Annotated in this window: 17 protein-coding genes and 1 tRNA gene; 9 read left to right on the top strand and 9 right to left on the bottom strand. The window is 34.0% G+C overall.

Translation table 11 applies throughout. The features are described from left to right. The first annotated feature begins 2 nt into the window (after positions 1-2). The 5 genes from J4051_RS08425 to J4051_RS08405 are packed head-to-tail and all read left to right on the top strand — an operon-like array spanning position 3 to position 10945. The gene (locus J4051_RS08425; RefSeq protein ID WP_208233430.1) at positions 3-1760 is read left to right on the top strand and encodes a hypothetical protein; all 1758 of its coding nucleotides are present in this window, start codon (positions 3-5) and stop codon (positions 1758-1760) included. Between the two features lie 2 nt (positions 1761-1762). Further along, positions 1763-3583 carry an AAA domain-containing protein gene (locus tag J4051_RS08420; protein ID WP_208233429.1) on the top strand — a complete coding sequence of 607 codons (1821 nt, stop codon included), beginning with the start codon at positions 1763-1765 and terminating at the stop codon, positions 3581-3583. A gap of 58 nt (positions 3584-3641) precedes the next feature. Then, positions 3642-7298: a DEAD/DEAH box helicase gene (locus J4051_RS08415; RefSeq protein ID WP_208233428.1), complete on the top strand. Its 3657-nt coding sequence runs from the start codon at positions 3642-3644 to the stop codon at positions 7296-7298. After that, positions 7298-7969 (top strand): hypothetical protein, encoded by a 672-nt coding sequence (locus J4051_RS08410; RefSeq protein ID WP_208233427.1) that lies wholly within the window; start codon positions 7298-7300, stop codon positions 7967-7969. The genes J4051_RS08415 and J4051_RS08410 overlap by 1 nt, the downstream gene beginning before the upstream one ends. Before the next feature lie 9 nt (positions 7970-7978). After that, a complete protein-coding gene (locus tag J4051_RS08405) occupies positions 7979-10945 on the top strand; it encodes a type I restriction endonuclease subunit R (RefSeq protein ID WP_208233426.1) in 2967 nt (988 codons plus the stop codon). Positions 10946-10959: 14 nt separating this feature from the next. Here J4051_RS08405 and J4051_RS08400 read toward each other — a convergent pair whose 3' ends face one another. Beyond that, complete coding sequence (locus tag J4051_RS08400; RefSeq protein WP_208233425.1) at positions 10960-11718, bottom strand: LytR/AlgR family response regulator transcription factor; 759 nt, start codon at positions 11716-11718, stop codon at positions 10960-10962. After that, positions 11719-12753, bottom strand: a complete 1035-nt coding sequence (locus J4051_RS08395) for a LytS family sensor histidine kinase (RefSeq protein WP_208233424.1) — start codon at positions 12751-12753, stop codon at positions 11719-11721. A gap of 229 nt (positions 12754-12982) precedes the next feature. On the opposite strand from J4051_RS08395, the gene J4051_RS08390 reads away from it, so the two are divergent. Further along, complete coding sequence (locus J4051_RS08390) at positions 12983-13126, top strand: hypothetical protein (protein ID WP_208233423.1); 144 nt, start codon at positions 12983-12985, stop codon at positions 13124-13126. A gap of 219 nt (positions 13127-13345) precedes the next feature. On the opposite strand, the gene J4051_RS08385 is transcribed toward J4051_RS08390, so the two are convergent. Further along, complete coding sequence (locus tag J4051_RS08385; RefSeq protein WP_208233422.1) at positions 13346-14275, bottom strand: hypothetical protein; 930 nt, start codon at positions 14273-14275, stop codon at positions 13346-13348. A 14-nt stretch (positions 14276-14289) separates the two neighbouring features. Continuing rightward, on the bottom strand, positions 14290-14451 hold the full coding sequence (locus tag J4051_RS08380; protein WP_208233421.1) for a hypothetical protein: 162 nt from the start codon (positions 14449-14451) through the stop codon (positions 14290-14292). 174 nt (positions 14452-14625) lie between these two features. Between J4051_RS08380 and J4051_RS19125 the strand changes: the two genes are divergently transcribed. Continuing rightward, complete coding sequence (locus J4051_RS19125; RefSeq protein ID WP_262897797.1) at positions 14626-14748, top strand: hypothetical protein; 123 nt, start codon at positions 14626-14628, stop codon at positions 14746-14748. Between the two features lie 372 nt (positions 14749-15120). On the opposite strand, the gene J4051_RS08375 is transcribed toward J4051_RS19125, so the two are convergent. Beyond that, positions 15121-15194 (bottom strand) — tRNA-Met (locus J4051_RS08375). Between the two features lie 239 nt (positions 15195-15433). On the opposite strand from J4051_RS08375, the gene J4051_RS08370 reads away from it, so the two are divergent. After that, on the top strand, positions 15434-15826 hold the full coding sequence (locus J4051_RS08370; protein ID WP_208233420.1) for an START-like domain-containing protein: 393 nt from the start codon (positions 15434-15436) through the stop codon (positions 15824-15826). 62 nt (positions 15827-15888) lie between these two features. Beyond that, entirely contained in the window at positions 15889-16734 is an 846-nt protein-coding gene (locus J4051_RS08365; protein WP_208233419.1) for an aminotransferase class IV, read from the top strand. Here J4051_RS08365 and J4051_RS08360 read toward each other — a convergent pair. From J4051_RS08360 to J4051_RS08345, 4 genes are all read right to left on the bottom strand, one after another. Then, positions 16731-17291 carry a YqgE/AlgH family protein gene (locus J4051_RS08360; RefSeq protein WP_208233418.1) on the bottom strand — a complete coding sequence of 187 codons (561 nt, stop codon included), beginning with the start codon at positions 17289-17291 and terminating at the stop codon, positions 16731-16733. The two genes, J4051_RS08365 and J4051_RS08360, sit on opposite strands and share 4 nt — an antisense overlap. 120 nt (positions 17292-17411) lie before the next feature. Continuing rightward, positions 17412-17684, bottom strand: coding sequence for an HU family DNA-binding protein (locus J4051_RS08355; RefSeq protein WP_208233417.1), 273 nt, complete (start codon positions 17682-17684; stop codon positions 17412-17414). 193 nt (positions 17685-17877) lie between these two features. Further along, positions 17878-18831, bottom strand: coding sequence for a methionyl-tRNA formyltransferase (gene fmt / locus J4051_RS08350; RefSeq protein WP_208233416.1), 954 nt, complete (start codon positions 18829-18831; stop codon positions 17878-17880). Then, positions 18828-20732, bottom strand: coding sequence for a RecQ family ATP-dependent DNA helicase (locus J4051_RS08345; protein WP_208233415.1), 1905 nt, complete (start codon positions 20730-20732; stop codon positions 18828-18830). Before J4051_RS08345 ends, fmt begins: the two co-directional genes overlap by 4 nt.

Here is a 20732-nt window from a genome sequence, read left to right as displayed (position 1 = left end):
AAATGGCCAAGCGGGAGTTGTCTTTTTTACAAAAAGCGTACAGGGAGTTCTTCCTTGCAACACTTGCTAACTATAATGTAAGCTCACCTGCTAATCTCACAAAGGAACAAAAAAGCGAGTTTTTTACAAGTATAAAACAACAGTGGAAAGTAAAAAAGAGGGAACTATCCGGCGGTAATGAAGTAAAGCGTCCAATCTCTAAAAAAGAGCAATACGCAAAAGTTAAAGTGTCAAGACCTTCTATAGCAATCGAACCTGCTGCTACGTATAAGAAAGTAATTAAATCAACTGTCGTAGGTAATGATACAACCAAATTACATTCTGAAAAAAATCCAAATCAAACAGATAATCTAAAAATTAATTTCTATCCTAATCAATTTTTTGAACAAGGAGAAGTTTATGAGTATCCTGTTGTAAAAATGCCTAAAGAGGAGTCATTTCTTAAATTACCTAGAAAAGGTAGAGCTCTGGGAAAAGGATACAAAGAGCAAGATTTTTATGAGGCTATTTGTGCAAAAATTCATGATATGGAAATTGCAATGGATTTACATATGGTAATTCCATTTTACAACAAACCTTATGAACCAGACATTGTTTTAATAGATAAAAATATAAATCTATATATCGATATTGAGATAGACGAGCCTTATGATGGGTACTATCGTTTCCCAACTCATGAGGAAGAAAAAGATGATACTAGAGATTTGTTTTTTACAGAAAGTGGATGGGTAGTTATTAGATTCACTGAGCGCCAAGTACATCTTCAAGAACAGGAATGTATTGCATTTATAACGGATGTCATAAATTCCATACGCAGTTATAAACTAGAACAACTCTCCACTTGTGCCTCTGAGCCACAATGGTCTTATCAACAAGCAGTAAGATGGCAAAAAGACAATTATAGAGAACGGTATTTAGGGATTGAGAAATTTGAGAAACAAAATAGATCTTCAGAAATTTTAGTAGATATATATGATATAGATGGTATTGAGAATCAATTAGAAAGAACAAAAAAATTTAAATCCGCTACACTTCAAGAAAATATTGCTTTTGAAGATGAATCTCATAAATACCATCATCCAAAAGACGAGACTGGGAATGCCGAATATATATCAGTGACTACAGTAATTGATAGATTCTTTCCATTTGATATGGATAGGTTTATTGAAGTTAAAGCCAAAAGGGAAGAAAGAACAGAGGAAGAGGTTTTAGATGAATTTCTTAAAATGAGGGATGAGGCTGCAGAAAGGGGAACTTTTATGCATGAACAAATTGAGAACTTCTTAAAAGGCGAAAAACATGATGCCAACTCTAAGGAGTTTAGATTATTCAAAAAATTTTATGAAGAAATTGTTGTAGAAAAGGGATTTGAGTTTGTTGAGGCAGAAAAAAGAATTCTGCTGGATGAATTTAATGTTGCCGGAACCGTAGATGCGCTTTTTAAAAAGCCGAACAAAGAGGAGTATCTAATTGCAGATTGGAAACGTAGTAAGAAACTTGTGGTAGATGGATATCCGAAAAAATACGGTTACGGATATGCTATGTCAGACTTAAGCCATATAGATAACTCGAGCTATTATAAATATGCTTTACAACAAAATATTTATAAACACATACTTCAAAAAAAGTACAATATGCCCATCTCATCTATGAATTTAATAGTGCTACATGAAAACTATGAGGATTATCATAGGGTTAGCCTTGTAAATATGGATAAAGAAGTAGCTATAATATTAAATTCCATTAACCATAAAATATAAATATGTCAGTATTAACAGAGTTTAGGCAAGCGATTTCAATCCAGCAAAATAAAGATGATGAATCTTATGAAGAGCAAATAAACTTGCCTTTAGATGAACGTGTGGCAAAGGGAACAACTATGACCAACCTAAAAGTTGTGTTTAGTTTTTTTGATCAGGCACCTAACCAATGGTGTCAGCAATTAAATTATCCTATAAAGTTCATTCAGTCTGCTAAAATTTACTGTGATAATAACATATCTAAGTTTAGAGAAGGTGGCTTAGTGGTTCTTAGTAATGGTAATATAAAATTCAAAATGGAGATTATTGAAGACTCTCTTGATAATTTCATACTAGCACCAAATGATTTCGATGTTAAATCCTGTTATATAGATTCAGAAAATTACAATCGGAATCACTGGGAAATTAATATTGTAAAAACAGATATCACGTTAAAATTATTATCAGCAACAGCTGGCAATTTAGAGAATGACAGTTTGCGTCTTAACAAAATTGAGAATTTACTCAAGGGAGAATTAAGAAATTTAAGTAGTAACACATTTAATTATATCCAATTAAATGACTCTCAGAATAATGCGGTAAACAGAGCTATTTGTGCTCCAAATTTTCATTTGATACAAGGTCCACCAGGTACAGGTAAAACAGAAACTATAGCACATATAGCTAAACTTTTAGTTGATGCAGGAAAAAAAGTATTTGTATCGGCACCAACACATACAGCCATCAATAATTGTTTAAACGCAATATCTAACAAAATAAAAGATAAATCTAAAGTTGTCAAAATAGGAGAAAAGTACCAAGCCGCTGAGGTTATAGGAAATGAAAATTTGACGAGAATGATTAGATTGCCTATGGATAAATACGCGTTTAACACTCATGTAAGCAAGGAAGGCATAGTTATAGGTGGAACGCCATACTCGATGTGTTACCCAGCTTCTAAACGCTTAAACAATTGGGAGTTTGATGTTGCTATTATAGATGAAGCTGCACAAATGAGTATTCCTATGGCAGTTTCTGTAATGTCAAAATCAGATAAATTTATTTTTGTTGGTGACCACCAACAGCTTGATCCAATTATGCCATCTGGTACGGGAGTTTCAATGTTCTCTGAATCTGTTTTTAGTAGATTAGTAAGGTTGTATCCAAATGAAAAGTCATTATTAAATATTTCATACAGATTAAACGATAAACTTATCAGGATACCTAATACTTTATTTTATAATAATAATCTAACGTCTGCTCGTCCTTTTGAGTCATTTTATATAAAAAGCAATGGGTTTTCAAAAGTAATTAATCACCCAGATTCGAAGGTATTGTATTTACATAAAATTTTTGATTCTCAAGGAAGGTCTCAACATGAGGCTAATATTGTTGCTGAAATAGTTAATGATTTAATAAATGATGGTGTTGATTTAAAGAATATTGGGGTATTAACTCCATATAGAGCACAAGTTAGAGAAATTAAAAAAGCCCTGAATAAATTTGTTCAAAATATTGATGCAGAGCCTATTTTTATTGATACTGTAGACAGAATGCAAGGACAAGAGAGAGATTATATTATTTACAGTATGTCTAACTCTCATCCTTTAGAGTCTAAAAGAAGGCTGGACTTTTTTTACAGTCCAAATCGTTTGAATGTAGCTATTACAAGAGGTATGATAAAATGTATTGTCATTGCAAATTATAAAGTGTTTGATATAATTGATGAGGAACTTGTGGAGTTACCTGAATTTGAAATACTGAAGCCAAGTTTAGATACATTCAAAAATTATTTTAAACTATCCAGTAAAATCGAAGAGGTATTGAAAGAGGATAATTGGTAGATTATTAACATAGCCCAATACATTGGGATTTAGCTAACCGGTGTTATATATTTAAATTATGACTGTAATAAATGGAGCCTTTTATATAGATGAATTAAATCAATACCTCAGCTCACTTATAGGTACTGAAAATGTTGCAGAATTTTATACGAAAAATAGTTCGTGTTCAATTAGTAATGCGCCAAATTATATAAATCAAAGTGAAGTACCACCTCTACTTAAAACAGGTTGGAACATTTTAAATAGGGGCGATGTAACACGAGCTTCGTTAAAAATAAGTACATATCTACTTAATAGGTTTTTTTCTGATCACCAGCCTTTTAACTTTTCGAGACCAGAAATTAAATCGAAATTAAATTGGGATCAAAATGTTAATACGACCGATCTTACTTTGGTAATGCAGCAATTTGGTTTTCTAGAAGAAAAGCAGGTTTATGATCTAAATCACTCCATTTTCAATATTTTCAAATGTTTAAAAATGGGAATCACATATAACCAACTTCAAAAAACCATGTTGTTGGTGCTTATGTCAAATCCTGTAGAGACTTCTTTTAAAATAAAAGGACTTACTGATCAGGAAAATAGCTTATTACAAGATGATTTAAATGAACTGTTCAGCGCGTTGAATAACTTATCTGATAAAGATGAGATTAAAATACCACTTTTAGGAAAGAATCAATTGAATAATGAAGTACTGATATCAATAAATGACGAGAATGAAAATGCAATAGTATTGTCCTCCCTCACAGAAGGGAAGAAATCTTCTTTAAATTTCAAGATTCTTACAGACCGTCAAATTAATTACAAAAAATTAGGAAAAGTTGTCATTACGGAAAAAGAGATGACAAACGGTAAGCGTAGGGAATTACATAGTTTTGAATATTACACTCAGAAACAGAAAGACGCTTTACAATATATCTTACAAAATATTTTTAGAAAAGCTCATTTTAGGCCAGGCCAAGAGGCTATTATTAATAGAGCGCTAATTGGTAAAGATGTAATAGGCCTGTTGCCTACCGGTGGTGGTAAGTCTTTAACTTTTCAAATTTGTGCATTGTTGCATCCAGGAGTTACCATGGTGGTGGATCCTATTAACTCTTTAATGAAGGACCAATACGATAAATTGATTGATAATGGTATTAGTAATGCAAGCTATATCAATTCTTTCAATACTAAGGAAGAACGCGAAGAGCGTATGGTAAAACTTATAGAGGGAAATTATTTAATTCTATTTGTTTCTCCTGAACGGTTTCAAATGGAGAATTTCCGACAGATATTATCAAGTTGTCGAGATTTAAATGTGTATTTCAGTTATGCAGTAATCGATGAAGCACACTGTGTATCTGAATGGGGCCATGACTTTAGACACGTGTATTTAAACTTGGCCGAAAATTTAAAACGACATTGCTCTGCCAAGAAAGGTAAACTTACCATTTTCGGACTTACGGCTACAGCATCATTTGATGTGTTAGCTGATGTACAGCGAGAATTGGACTTGAATGAAGAAGCCATAATTAGCTTAGCCGCAGAATCCATTGACAGAGCAGAGCTTAATTTTAATATTATTCCTATAAAAGCTGAAGTTCCAAACGGTTTAGAATTTTACGAGAGAGAACGAAAACTTGGGCTCAGTAAATATCCTGTTATTAAAGATTTCATCACGGCTATGCCTAATAGAATCCGTGCTTTAGAAAAACAATATGGATATATCAATGAAGATTTAGATTTTTTCGGAAAATCAAATAATGAATATAAAAATGCTGGTGTAATTTTTTGCCCAATAAAATCAACTAAACTGCCCAATGGAGTAATGCATTTAGCTTATGGCAGAGACAATTTTGGTGGAGGTCTTAAAGATTTGTCATTTTTAGATATTAGAACTTTTTTTGGTGGTGGAGATGATAATGTTATCAAAGATAATTTAGTGGAATCTGAAGCTGAAGAATCATATGGTAATCAAGATGATTTTATTAAGAACAAAGCCAACTTAATGATAGCAACTAAGGCTTTTGGAATGGGAATAGATAAGCCTAATATTCGTTATTCGATACATTACTCTTTTCCTAACTCTGTAGAAAGTTTCTATCAAGAAGCTGGTCGAGCTGGTCGAGATGGAAATCCTTCGTTATGTTCCATTCTGTATCATCCCGCAGATGTTGAAACTAATTATGATTTTTATAAGAATGCCTTTAAGGGTATAGAGCGAGAAAGACTTATAATAGATGAACTTTTAGAAGAAGTTCAGTATGAAGATAACTTTTTCGTAAATGTTTTGAAGCAACAGATTACAGATAAATATCCAGAGGTGAAATCGGTGAATCTATATAAAGATCGGTATGTTTATGTAAACGGGCCTTGGCACGATAACGCAGATGTGCGTGTAAAAATTGGATTATTAGATTTGGAGAGGAATCTGCGCAGTTATCCAGATGCCACACAAAACTTTAATATTGAGAAAGCAAATGAGATACTCGAATTTGCAAGAAAGACCTTAAAAGATTCTTGTGAGAATAACGACTACTTAGGCTATTTTAAAACTAAAACAGCAGATGGTATAAGAACACTTATTGAGAGTGGTACAAATGATCAGTATAGATTGAAAATAGGTTTTACAAATGGAACAGTTTCTAAAATGAATGAAGTTATTAAAGGAATTGGGTATCAGGATTTCGAAGAGCGGATTATACGAGCTGCTTATAACTTTAGTACTGATAAAGATGATTTTTCAGAAAGTATTAGATATCAATATTATAAATTTCAAATCAATAAGTATGGCGTAGCAAAACGGGAATTTTCTCCAAATAGCGATACTGAAAAGTTTTTGAAAGATAATTTTTCAAGGATAAGGAATGCTCAGGACACTCAACGTGCTGTTTATCGTTTGAATATTTTAGGGATAATTGATGATTATGTTATTGATTATGTTGGACAATCTATTGAAGTACGTTTTAAGGCAAAAAGTGATAGAGAATATAGAAACAACTTTAAATCTTATTTAAGAAGATACTTGGGAATAGAAACCACCAAGCTGTGGCTTAATAAAGTTAGAAAAGTCAAAGAAAACTCTATACTTACTAAGGTATTGTATGTGTTAATTGAATTTATTGAAAGCGAGATTTCAGACAAAAGAAAACGTTCAATAGATTATATGCAAGAATTGTGTAAGGTTCACTTAAGTGAGGGGGAGGATGAATTTCGTGATCGAATGATTAGATACTTTACTTCTAAATATGCTCGCCAAGATTATCTGCCTGCCGACACTGAAAAAGGAACTAAAGAAAATTGTGCTATTGTAAAAAAATACATCAATTTTATTGATAAACCACCAGATGGGCTAGGAGGACAGATTGATAACGCCAAACACTTGAGAGGTGCCTGTGATAATTTACGGATTAACATGGTGGATAATGCTAGTGTTGATTTATTAACCTCCTTTAGTTTATTTGCTTTGGAGTTGAAGGAAGAAGATACCTTAGAAAGTGCTAATACTAAGCCATTAGTAGCTACAGCAATTGATTTATATAGATCAGGATTTAGGCGTATGTTGCGCATTGACTCATGGGAGGAGGTGATGTCTTTAATTGATCTATTCAATAAAAAAACCCTTGATTTTAATTCAGAAATTGAAACTTTAATGAATGAACTATCTTCTGAATTATTGGTGAACAGAACACATTTTAGATTAAAAGAACTTCTAGATAAAATCACAGAATAATGGCTAAAACTATAAAATTACAAGAAGAATTTGAAGCGCTAATAAATGAACTTGAGCGTTTAAAATCAATAAACGAGATAACATCGAAAAATAGCGAAAACGCAAAAAAAACAATTGATGAAATTGAGTCTTTTGTACAATCTGTACAAATTTTTAAGACATCTATTGAAAATGATTATCAATCTAAGAAAAATGACTTTGAAGTTATAAAGAAGTCTTTGAATGATGCATTAATAACATTAAGTAGCAATGTTTCGGACCAAAGCCATAAGTTTGAAACTTTAGCTAATAATTATGAGGAATCAACTAATCAAACTCTTGATTCAGTTCTCGATAAGTTTCAAAAAAAGGTTGATACCTATTCTGCTGAACTAAAGAGCCTTAAAGAAGTAGTTAGTGAGGATTTTAGTCGTTTTTCGAAATCAACTTCCGGAGAAATTGATATTAACACTAAAAAACTTAATAAATCAATAACGGATAGTCAAAGCAGATTATTAGAACAACTACAATTAGTCGATGAGAAGGAAAACGAAGTTTTGAGGCAAATGGTAAACTTAAGTTCCAAATTAGATATGAATAGGAAAAAAATAGATCAGCTTTTACTATTTGTTGTATCTATTCTTATAGTTACGGTGGTAAGTTTTGGATTTATGATGTATAAATTATTATAAAAATGTAATATGAGCTTCAACGAACTAAACAGTGTAGAAAACTACATCATCAAACAACTTACGGGTGTTAATTTAAATACTAATGAAGTATCTGAAGATTCAACATCGTATCCGAGGTTTTGGAAATATAAATCTTCCCAAGAATTACAACGTTCCGTAAATGAGGTGTTGATTGAATCAAAATTAAAAGAAGCATTAATTCGGCTAAACCCTGAAATCACACAAAACCCCGATTTAGCTGATGAAGTAATTTATAAGTTACGGGCTATTCTAATTTCCGTACATCAAGTTGGGTTGGTTCGTGCCAATGAGGAGTTCTTTCAATGGTTACAAGGTGATAAAACCATGCCTTTTGGTGAGAATAATCGACATGTGCCAATTAGGCTAATCGACTTTGAAGAATTGAAGAACAATAGTTTTATTGCAACTTCTCAACTAAGAATTCATCACAGAGAGACCAAAATACCAGATATTGTCTTATTTATAAACGGAATCCCAGTAGTTATAGGGGAAGCAAAGACCCCAATTCGTCCATCGGTCAGTTGGCTGGATGGTGCCTATGAGGTTCATGATATTTATGAGAACTCTATCTCTCAATTATTCGTTCCTAACATATTATCCTTTGCAACGGAAGGGAAAGAGCTCTATTATGGGGCTATTAGAACACCCTTAGAGTTTTGGGCGCCTTGGCGCTTAGAGAATGATGAAGATGCCATAGCCAAGCGTTTGGGTTTAGGTGAGATCGGTAAAGAGTTATCAGATTTAATGCATCCCAGACGTTTATTGGATATACTCTTGAATTTTTCACTTTTCACCACTAATAATAAGAAGCAACGTATTAAAATTATACCGCGTTTTCAACAATATGAAGGTGCCAATAAAATTGTAGAACGTGTTAAGGAGGGTAAAATTAAAAAAGGTTTGATTTGGCATTTTCAAGGGTCTGGTAAATCGTTATTAATGGTTTTTGCCGCTCAAAAATTGAGGCGCGAAAAAGACTTGAAAAGTCCTACGGTAATTGTCTTAGTGGATCGAACGGATTTAGATACACAAATTACAGGAACGTTCAATGCAGCAGATATTGCAAATGTTGAGACTACCGATAATATCAAACAGCTTCAAAAATTATTAGAAAACGATACCAGAAAGATTATCATTTCTATGATTTTTAAGTTCAGGGATGCAAAACCTAACATGAACACCAGAGACAATATTATTGTTTTGGTTGATGAAGCGCACCGCACACAAGAAGGTGATTTGGGTCGACAAATGAGAGCTGCATTGCCGAATGCTTTTCTTTTTGGATTAACAGGAACACCAGTCAACAAAGCAGATAAGAATACCTTTTGGGCATTTGGAGCTGAAGAAGACAAAGGGGGTTACATGTCGCGCTATACCTTTCATGACTCTATTAGGGATAATGCTACTTTACCATTACACTTTGAACCCCGTTTGGTAGATGTACATGTGGATAAAGAAACAATTGATAAAGCTTTTGAGGAATTTAGAGAATCGTCAGCACTTACAGATGAAGAAGCAGATGCATTAAATAAGAAATCGGCAAAGATGTCGGCGTTTTTAAAGTCACCAGAGCGTGTCGATAAAATCGTGAAGGACATCGCTATTCATTTCAAGGAAAAAGTAGAACCACATGGTTTTAAAGCCATGATTGTTACACCAGATAGATATGCTTGTGTTCAATACAAAGAAGAGCTAGATAAATACTTCCCTGTAGATGCCAGTCGCGTCGTGATTTCAACTTCAGCAAATGATACTTTGGAGTTTAAACAAAAGTGGGCTGTTGATAAAGGACAACAAGAAAAAATTGTAGACGAATTTAATGATCCATTGGGTGATTTACAGTTTATAATCGTTACCGCGAAATTATTGACAGGATTTGACGCGCCTATTTTGCAGACTATGTATTTAGATAAATCAATTAAAGACCATACACTTTTGCAAGCCATCTGTAGAACAAACCGCTTGTATAAAGGAAAATCCTTTGGTCGCATCGTAGATTATTTTGGCGTCTTTGATGATGCAGCTAAAGCTTTACAATTTGATGAAGAAAGTATTAAAACAGTTATTACAAATCTATCAGAATTAAGGGAGAAATTACCTGATGCCATGAAAGATACTTTGTCACATTTTGAAGGTGTAGATAGGGCCATAGGTGGTTTTGAAGGGTTGGAACTTGCCCAGAATGCAATAGGTGATAACAAAAAGAAGGATGCTTTTGCTAGTGATTATAAATTTCTTTCCAAATTATGGGAGTCACTATCACCGGATAACGTTTTAAATAGTTACCAAGAGGATTATAAATGGTTAAGTCAAGTCTTTGAATCCGTAAGGCCCGCTTCAGATAATATCGGGAAATTACTTTGGTTTTCATTGGGTGCACAAACTACAAAGTTGATTCACGATAACATTCATGTGGGAGAGGTGCATCAGCTTGAAGAATTCAGGTTAGATGCTGATATAATTGAAGATATATTTAACAACCCAGATCCACAGAGCGTTAAAAAACTTGAAAAGATATTAATAAAGCGTTTCAAGAAATTCGCGGGAAATCCAAAATTTAAATCACTAAGTGAACGTCTTGAAGATTTAAGGAATCAAGCCGAACAAGGCTTAATTACTTCCATAGAATTTATTAAGGAACTTTGTAAACTGGCCAAACAAACTGTAGAGGCAGAGAAGGAGCTTGAAGAGCTTCTCATAGAAAGAACACCAAAAGCAGCATTGACCGAATTGTTCTTAGAGCTTAAAACCGACCAAACACCAGCCGTAGTAGAACGTATCGTTGAAGACATTGATGCCATTGTGCGGATAGTTCGTTTTCCGGGTTGGCAAGTGACAAGTTCTGGAGAGCGTGAAGTTCAAAAGTCGTTACGTAAGGCACTTTTAAAGTACAAACTGCATAAGGATCAGATCTTATTTGAAAGAGCTTGTGCTTATATAAAAGAGTATTATTAGTTCTTAAAACTAATTTAATTTTGCGTTAGTATAGCTCTTAATTTTGCCACAATTCCAGGTTTGTGCTTAGAGGTAACTACAAAGCTTTCTCTACAATCCTGTAGTCTAATATGCATGTTATCACGTTCTTTTAAATAATCCATGTTAATTATATTACTCTGATCTATCTTCTCAAAGTTGTAATCTGCTAATTTCTCATAAAGGTCTTTTATAGTAATCCTTAGGTTCGCATATAAAACAACATCATTTTTCCCATATAAATGTACATGATTTTTGATGGGCTGTTCACCATTATCAGTTAATGATTTGCTAATGTAATACACTTGATTCGTTAGAAAACGCACATCTTTGTTAGCGCCAATGTTCAAGGTTATTGTGTGAGGTTTTAAATATGCTTTGGAAGAATTTATTTTGCCGATAATTTTATGTTTAATAATATACTTAAATTCCTCTATGTCAAATGGTTTACTTAAATATCCGGAAATATCAAGGGTGTTAATCACTTTTTTTTCGTTATCAGTCGTGGAGGTTAAAAAGATAATTTTCTTGTTCTTTCCAATTTTTCGAGCTAATTCAAGACCATTATACACTGGCATTTCATAATCTACGATCAATAAATCGTAATTACTCTCGTTCACTTCTTCAAACGCTTTTTTAGAACTGTCATAGCTCTTTATATGTTGCAGATCATAATCTTTCGGTAAAGCTTCTATTTTTGTTTTTACAGAATGTAAAACACTTGGATTGTCGTCTACTAGAATATAACGTATCAATTAATTCAGGTTTAAAGTTAGTTCAGATTGATATTGGTTGTTTGGTAATATTTTGTGTTCTAATTTGCTATTAGGGTAGTAGGCATTTAGCAACTGTTGTAGTGCATTTAAACCAAAATTAGCAGTTGGTGTGACTTTACTATCGCCAGCTCCTCTTTGTTCAGCACTATTCACCAGGCAATAGATTAATTGTTTGTCTTCATTTTCCTTTAAAACAATTCGTATAAAAGAGTTCTCATTATTTAAGCTTCCATGTTTTAGAGCATTTTCTACAAATGGAAAAAATAAAGTAGGTTTTATTTTTAAAAGTCTTTTTTGCTCTATACTTATCTGGGTTTCTAATTTGATGTCCGTATTTGGTTTAAGATATTGAATTAACTCCATAAACATTTCAATATGTCTCCATTCCTCGTCTAAACTGATGTGTTCTTTATTTATAGCGTGAACATTGTAGTCTAAAAGTTTAAAAATATGCTTTAAGGCGATCAGAGGGGGAATCTTATTTTCTGTATTTTTAAAACTGTAATAAATGCCGAAAAATGATTTAGGGTTATTTTCTGCTGTATCTAAATCAATATAAATCTGACTTATCACATTCTTAATAAAATGTGCACCAAGTCTGGTATTGTTGGTTTCAACGTTTTTAAAATTAACATAACGTTCGTAAGCTATTTTCTGATGATTAATAATGTCCTTTTGTTCTTCTATTTCTTTTTCTTTTTGGCTTAATGTGGAATAGAATTTCTCCTTATAGGCTCTTAGCTCGTTATCTAATTGAGTAATTGCTGCTTGACTGAATTTAAGTCGCTCTTCAATAGCCTTCGTCTTTTTCACTTGAATGTTAAAGTTCGAAATATCACGTTGATGTGCTTTTAACTGTTCTGTCAGTCGTCTATTTTCTTTTCTTAAACTACGTTTTTTAAATAGGTTGTACCAATTCCTAAAAACAAGTATTACAAATAGACATATAAGAACTAAAAAAAGGGCAATAAATTGATCACTGGAGGCGCCTAGATCATATGGTGGGTTTTTCATTAATTTGGGTGGTTAAGTAGGCTTCACAAATTAAAAGAGAAATGACATTTGTTATTCATCTCATCTTAAAATCACAAAAAACAGTTGCGATATCCCAAATATAAGCGCTCTATCACAAACTGAAAAATTTAAGTTAAGTTATTCTGATATTTGAATTTGAAACCGGTAGTAGTGGAGAAAGACTTCATAATTACTACCATTCTTAATCAATAATTAAAATATAAAAAACATGAGTAAATCAAAATCAATGAGTAGTCAAGCAGCTTCAAGAATCCAAAGTTCTTCAGCCAAAAGTTCCAATTCAGGTGGTGTGGCAAAAGGAAGTTTTGCCTCTCGAGCGCAAAGTTCCGCATCTAAGAATAGTAATAAATAATTTCAACTTCTAAATTCAATACTTATGAAATCAAAGAACGACAAAGGAAACAATCATCCAGACGATGTTAATCATGGAAATCAATTAAATCCAGATCACGAAGAGTACCACCACTCAAGGGAAGAAAACTAAATTAAACTCTTTGATAACAATCTCGCTTATTCAATTATGATGGCGAGATTGTTTTTTTTAATGTTGTTTTAATTTACATTTATCTTATCAAGTATAGTTTTTAGGAAAGGTATAATATTTACTCAAATATTTGATTCTTTGACTCACTTCTTTGTCAGTCCTTTGGAGATAAGATTCAGCGATATCTTTTATCTCAATATTTAACATACAACAACTGAATAGAATATCATTTTCTATATCATCCCAACTAGTATAAGCAAATCTACGTGTTTTTCTCGCTTCTTTAATTTTGTTTGTTTTTATGAGAGATTTTTTCCTTGTTAACTTTTTTTTGAAATCGATAATTTTTATATCCGGTAATTCATTAATTAACTTAATGTCATCTTTCCCTAAATCTGGTGAATTGAGAAAATTGAATTTATATTTAGACAGGTTTTCTCTTATTTCAATTTTTCCTAAGAAACACATACCTTCACCATTAATGTGAGATGCAATATTGTAGTTTTTCTGGAAAGTAGTTTGAATTTTTGATTCTAAAGCCAGTGCTCTTTCTTGATCTCCATACATGTTACACGTCCACACTTCAATATTCTTCACAAAAAATGTTGATGAATATTCTTTCCAAGTATTTTGAAAGTTCTCTTTTGGATTTAGATCATTAAATTTTAAATCTTTTTCTATAGTAGTACTTGCCCATAATAGTCCTTTTTTCGCCAGAGAAGCATAATACTTAAATCTACCAACTCTTCCAAGTCCTTGACTGCTCATTAGTTCATAGATGTCTTCTGATAAAGATGTTTTCCATAAAGTTCGATTTCCATTCAGGTATCCAATTTTATGTTGAAGTAATCTTTTCGAAAAGCAGTGAGTTGTTCCAACATAGATTATTCTTTTAGGTGAACCTTTAAATACTAAAAGATAGACACCTCCATTACTATTCTCTGAAAAGTCATCTAGGGTATTACATAAGTTCCAGCTATAATTTGGCATTATTTCTTTAAATGTATTTGATTTCAAATAAACAATTTCATTTATAGGCCTTTTCTCAAATATCTAAATTGAGTTTGATTTAAATTGGAACCTGAACCTTTACTGCCAGTAAATTGATTGATATCAAATTCGTTGTCTGGTTCTTTGGCTGATAGTAGTTTGTTATAAAATGAAAAACTGTGTTCTGTATTTATTAATTGCATTTTATTGTTTTAATTAGTCATCCAACCCATTCATATTTATTGGGTAGAGCCTGTTACTTTTTACTATTTTGTGGAATAACTAATTAAAAACCGGGTTGTTTTTTGAGGGAGGGTTTAAATATAATAATTATATTATATATGTTGGGATTTTACTTACAAAACTAACAGGCTAATATGATACTATCAGCAAGATTAGGTATTATTAAAACGAATGTGCTGAATGCAGATATTAAATTGGATCAGGGAATAGGGGAGCGGATATTGGGGAGTTTTAAAAGAGAAGGGTTTCTTGGTTAATATTTTTCGGTCTAATCACCCGTCATTGCGAGCGAGGCACGAGCGCGGCAATCTCATGTTCAATGGATCCCATTTCAGAAGGCTTCCAATGCCACATTACTTCGGATCAAGTCAAAAAGTTGTGGGATTTTAGGATTATGCAAATATTGTTCCTTCAATCAACCGCTCTAATCATAGTGCATAGATACTCCATAGATACTCCATAGATACTCCATGGATAGTGTATGGATAGTGTATGGAATGGAGTAATACAACGAGTTAAAAGAAATTTTACGGTGTGAGAAAGACAGGAATGAATTTAAAATGTCTAAATGTTTTAGCAAATAAAAAAGTCAAGATGTAGATATCTTGACTTTTCCTTCGTTTACAATGTAGCGAGAAGGGGGCACGATCCCCTGACCTCCGGGTTATGAATCCGACGCTCTAACCAGCTGAGCTACCTCGCCATTAACTTATTTTATAACGCCCATCAGATATTGAATCCAATGTTTCCATTTCGAAGCTGACTTCGGATTGGACTGACAAGCCATAAGGCCATACTGCCATAATTTAAGGCTGCAAATATAAAAACAATATTAATCTCACCAAACATTAAAACCATAAAAATGCGATAAAATTATTTTAGTCAATTTGTCTTTAAACTAAACAATTAATTATATATTGAGCGGGTTAACAAAATAGACCTATGCAAGAAAAAATTAAATTTGAATTGGAGTTTCCCATTCAGTCATCTCCTCAACTATTATATCAATATATATCGACACCTTCAGGTTTATCTGAATGGTTTGCAGACAACGTAAACTCACGTGGGGAGTTGTTTACGTTCATCTGGAATGATAGTGAAGAGAAGGCGAAGTTACTCAGTAAAAAAAGTGGTGAGCGCATCAAATTTAGATGGATGGTCGATGACGATGAAGGGGATTCTTATTATTTTGAAATCAGAATTCAAGTGGATGAAATCACTAAGGATGTGTCAATTATAATTACTGATTTTATTGATGAAGATGAAGTTGAAGAAGCCAAAATGCTCTGGGAAAATCAAATCTCCGATTTAAAGCAGGTTTTAGGCTCTGCTTAGTCCGACTCTTTTTTATAAATAGTATATTTGTCTCGATTTTTTAAAACTTCGAGACTTTTTTTATGGTTAATTTTAACGGTACCCTTCACGAATCTTCTTCAAATCTATTGTCCCTTGAAAACAGAGGTTATGCCTATGGTGATGCACTCTTTGAAACCATCAAGGTAGTGCACGGGAAAATCCTGTTTTGGGAAGATCATTATTTTAGATTAATGGCCTCCATGCGGATTCTGAGAATGGAAATTCCTATGAATTTTACCATGGAATTTATAGAAAGTGAAATCTTAAAGACGGTTGAAGCCAATCAATTGTTGAAGAGTTCAGCAAGAGTGCGTATGAATGTGCATCGTGTGGAAGGCGGAAAGTATGGTCCAACATCCAATGATATCAGTTATAATATCATCACAGAAAAATTGGCATCTGATTTTTATGCTTTAAATACGGAACAGTACACGGTTGAATTATTCAAGGATTTTTATGTTGCACCTGGCTTGTTGTCCACCCTAAAGAGCAACAATAAAAACATTAATATCTTGGGAAGTATTTATGCCAAGGAAAATAATTTTGAGAACTGTTTATTGCTAAATACCGACAAAACGGTGGTTGAGGCATTGAATGGCAACCTGTTTTTGGTCAAAGACAGGGTCATTAAAACACCACCTTTGTCTGAAGGATGCCTTAAAGGGGTGATGCGAAAGCAAATTATAGAGCTGGTTGAAAAGCTTGAGGGCTATACTTTGGAGGAAGCACCTATTTCGCCTTTTGAACTTCAAAAAGCCGATGAGTTATTTATAACCAATTGCATTGTAGGGATTCAACCCATAACCAATTATAGGAAAAAGGAATTCACACGAGACGTATCAAAACTGCTCATAGAAAGACTTAATACTAAGATTAGGCTGTCTTAATTGTAAGTAGGGTTTTCGGGAGCATTTGACCAAATACTATAGTCGCCACCTAATTCCAACATCTTTTCTTTCCAAAAACTGTCATCCTTTTTTTCAATGATGGACTTTTTGTAGATGTTTTCAGTGACGATCCATGAATTGGTTTCCAGTTCACTTTCCAATTGAGAAGGTTCCCAACCAGAATAGCCAAGGAAAAATCGAATGTCGCAGGCTTTAATCACGCCATTATTGATCAGCGCCAGGACCACATCAAAATCGCCACCCCAATAAATACCCAAAGAAATTTCGATACTCTCAGGTATTAAATCTGGAATTTTATGTATAAAATAGAGATTGTCCTGTTCAACAGGACCTCCGTTATATACTTTTAACTCGGCTTTGGTATCTGGCACTAAATCTTTTAAAGTGTATCTTAAAGGCTTATTTAGTATAAAGCCTACAGATCCTTCACTGGTATGATCTGCTAATAAAATAACGGAACGGTTAAAAGATGTGTCTCCAATAATGGAGGGTTCGGCAATCAGAAGATGTCCTTTTTCGGGTTTAATTGTAATCATAAGTCATGATTTGGAATTAAATCTAAAACATATTTTCTAAAAATCCAATAGATTTGTTAAAAAATGTCATAAAAAAAGTCCACTCAAGTGAGTGGACTTTCAAATATATTTAATGTGATCTTAGTTTACAGCACTGCTTAAATCAGAACCAGCTTTAAACTTAACTACGTTTTTAGCTTTGATTTGGATAGTTTTACCTGTTTGTGGGTTTCTTCCCTCTCTCGCTGATCTTTTAGAAACTGACCAAGATCCAAATCCTACTAAAGATACTCTATCACCTTTTTGTAAAGAACCTTCGATATCAGTTAATAAAGAATCTAATGCTTTTTTAGCTGCTGCTTTTGTAATTCCAGCATTTTCAGCCATTCCATTGATTAAATCTGTTTTGTTCATAAAATTGAAATTTTAATTATTAAATAATAGTTGGGTTAACATTTTGTCAAATCCTCTTACAAAATTATACGGAATATTCATTCACGCAAGTAATGACAAGGGAAATACGGATTTTTGTTGATAACTTTGGCCATTTGTTAATAAAGCTAAAGGGTTTTAGTCGATTTCTTGCAATATCAATGCCCATAAGGGGTTACAGCATTTTATCATCCTCAGAAAAATTAAAACCATTCAAAAGCGACTTGATATCCATTTTTCGCTTTCCAGGGAGCTGCATTTCATTAATAAAAAGATAACCTCCTTGAACTGCGACTTTTAACTCATTTTTACTCGAAATGATCGTTCCAGCCAATTCTGAATGCGATAAGTGCTCTTTAGAAACATCAAATAATTTGACCGTTAAATTCCCATCCCTAGTGTTAAGATAGCTCCAAGCTCCAGGAAATGGATTCAGGCCCCTGATTTTGTTGTAGATGGCATCCAGATTCTGAGTCCAGTCAATCTGACAATTCTCCTTATTGAGTTTGTAAGCGGTTTTGGGCTGCTCTACTTTGGGTTGGATCGTGGTCTTGACATCACCGGTTTCTATCAATTTTAAGGTATCGATGACCAATTCACTTCCAATTTCTTGGAGGGTATCATGCAAGGTGCCAACGGTTTCATCATCTTTAACCTCAACTTCTTTTTGTAAAATTATGGCACCTGTATCAATTTTATCGTCAATAAAGAAAGTGGTCACGCCCGTTTTCTTCTCACCATTAATCACCGCCCAATGGATTGGCGCAGCGCCTCGGTAATCGGGTAGAAGGGAAGCATGCAGATTGAAAGTGCCGTATTCTGGCATTTTCCATACCACTTCGGGCAGCATTCTAAACGCAACGACAATTTGTACATTGGCATCTAAAGATTTTAATTCCGCTAAAAAAGTGTCGTCTTTTAAATTGGTAGGCTGTAAAAGTTTTAAATTTTGGGAAAGGGCATATTTTTTTACATCAGATTGGTGCAGTTTTTGACCACGTCCCGCAGGTCGGTCAGGGGCTGTGATGACACCGACAATCTGATAATCGTTTTCAACCAATAGCTTTAAAGTGGCGACCGCAAATTCTGGGGTGCCCATAAACACAATTCTTAAATCCTTCTTTTTCATGTATGTTTTATTTTGTACGAATTGTTAGAGGTGATTTCCAAGATATTATTGGCAAGCATCAGTTTAAGTGTTTCTAAAATTTCTTGTTCTGAATGCTGCATCTGTTCAACCAATGCTCTTGAACTCAAAGGTTGGTTTTCTAAAAGCAAAATGATCTCGTGTGAAACACTTTTTGCGGACGAGGTTTTGGCTTTTGGTTTTTGTAAAATACAATAGGAACAAATACCACAGGGCGTGCTGTTCTTCTCACCAAAATAGTCCAGCAGCATCATGCTCTTGCAATGCTTTTCATCAGAAATATAATCAATAACCGCGTCAATTTGATTTTCTTTTAAGCGTTGCTGTTGTTCAATAATAGAGGCTATTCTGTTGATGGTCTTATCGTCTTCACGAGGTTGTAGGAAGGTCAGTTCAGAATCGGTATTGGAGTGTTGAAATTCCACAACCCCATCCTTATCCAATTGCTGAAGAATATTTAAGACTTTATTTTCATCGACATTCGACTTCTCGGAAACCAAATTGAGATTGATTTTCAGTTGATGCTCAAAAATACCACCGTAAGTGCGTAAAATAGCCTTAATAACAGGTTCAAAAGATTTATGGGTGTTCAGATAGCCAAACAACGCTGGACTGCTAATTAGGAACTGTAGTTTGGTTTGATAATTGAACTGCTGCGATAAACTAATGATGCTGTTGCTGTCCAGAATTTGAACCGCGTTGTAGGCGGTGCTTGTCGGAAATCCGTAGGTTTTACAGAAGACATTAAAATTAAATTGATGTTGTGTCAAGTGGCCTTCACCATAAGAAATCTGAAAATAATTGCACAGTTTACGATACACTTGTTTGATAAAATCCACCGAAGGCAGGGTGCTTAAAAACTGATGTTTAAGTTGTTGCTCGTCGGAAGCATTTTTTAGAATGACAGCAAAGGCCTTCTCGCCATTCCGACCTGCACGCCCTGCTTCTTGGTAATAGCTTTCTAGGCTTTCGGGCAAATTGATATGGATAACGGTTTTGACATCGGCCTTATCAATGCCCATTCCAAAGGCTGTTGTAGCGACCATCACCGTTTTTTGGTTGTTGGTCCATTGTTCCAAATGCGCATTCTTTTCTTTACTACTTATCCCGCCGTGATAGTAAGTGGCAGAAATGCCCTTCGATTCCAAAAACGAATGAATCTCTAAGGTCGCACGCCTTGTCCTGACGTAAATAATGGACGTCCCTGGATATTTTTTTAGGATCTGTTCAATTTTGTAGTGCTTATCATTGGTGTCCAAAACCATATAGGCAATGTTTGGTCTTTTAAAGGAGGCCTGAAAAACCTTTGGCGCCATAAAGTCCAATTCCGTCATGATTTCTTGTACAACTTTAGGTTTCGCCGTTGCCGTAAGTGCAATCACATTGACTGACGGATGTAATTGACGTAAAACATTAATGTTTTTGTAGGCAGGCCTGAAATCATTTCCCCACTGACTGATGCAATGCGCCTCATCAACCGCGATTAAATTGACCGGCATTTGTTGGATCCTGTCCTGAACCAAGGATTGTTGTAAACGCTCTGGAGAGAGATAGAGGAATTTATAATTGCCATAAATGCAATTGTCCAAGAGGGTATCTAAAGTGTTGTACGGAATACCACTGGTAATTGCCATGGCTTTAATGCCCTTGGCTTTAAGTTGATCGACCTGATCTTTCATTAAGGCGATCAGTGGAGAGACGACAATACAGATGCCATCTTTGACTAAGGCGGGAACTTGAAAGCAAATGGATTTTCCACCGCCTGTTGGCAGTAATACAAAAGTGTCCTCGTTATTTAAGACTGCCTCGATAATCTCCTCTTGCAATGGGCGAAAAGAAGTATGGTGCCAATAGCGTTCTAAAATGATTATAGGATGTGACAT

The organism is Gelidibacter pelagius (assembly GCF_017581925.1).
Classification (GTDB): domain Bacteria; phylum Bacteroidota; class Bacteroidia; order Flavobacteriales; family Flavobacteriaceae; genus Gelidibacter; species Gelidibacter pelagius.
The sequence above is the reverse complement of the archived record's forward strand: the minus strand, read 5'-3'. Positions and strand labels throughout refer to the sequence as shown.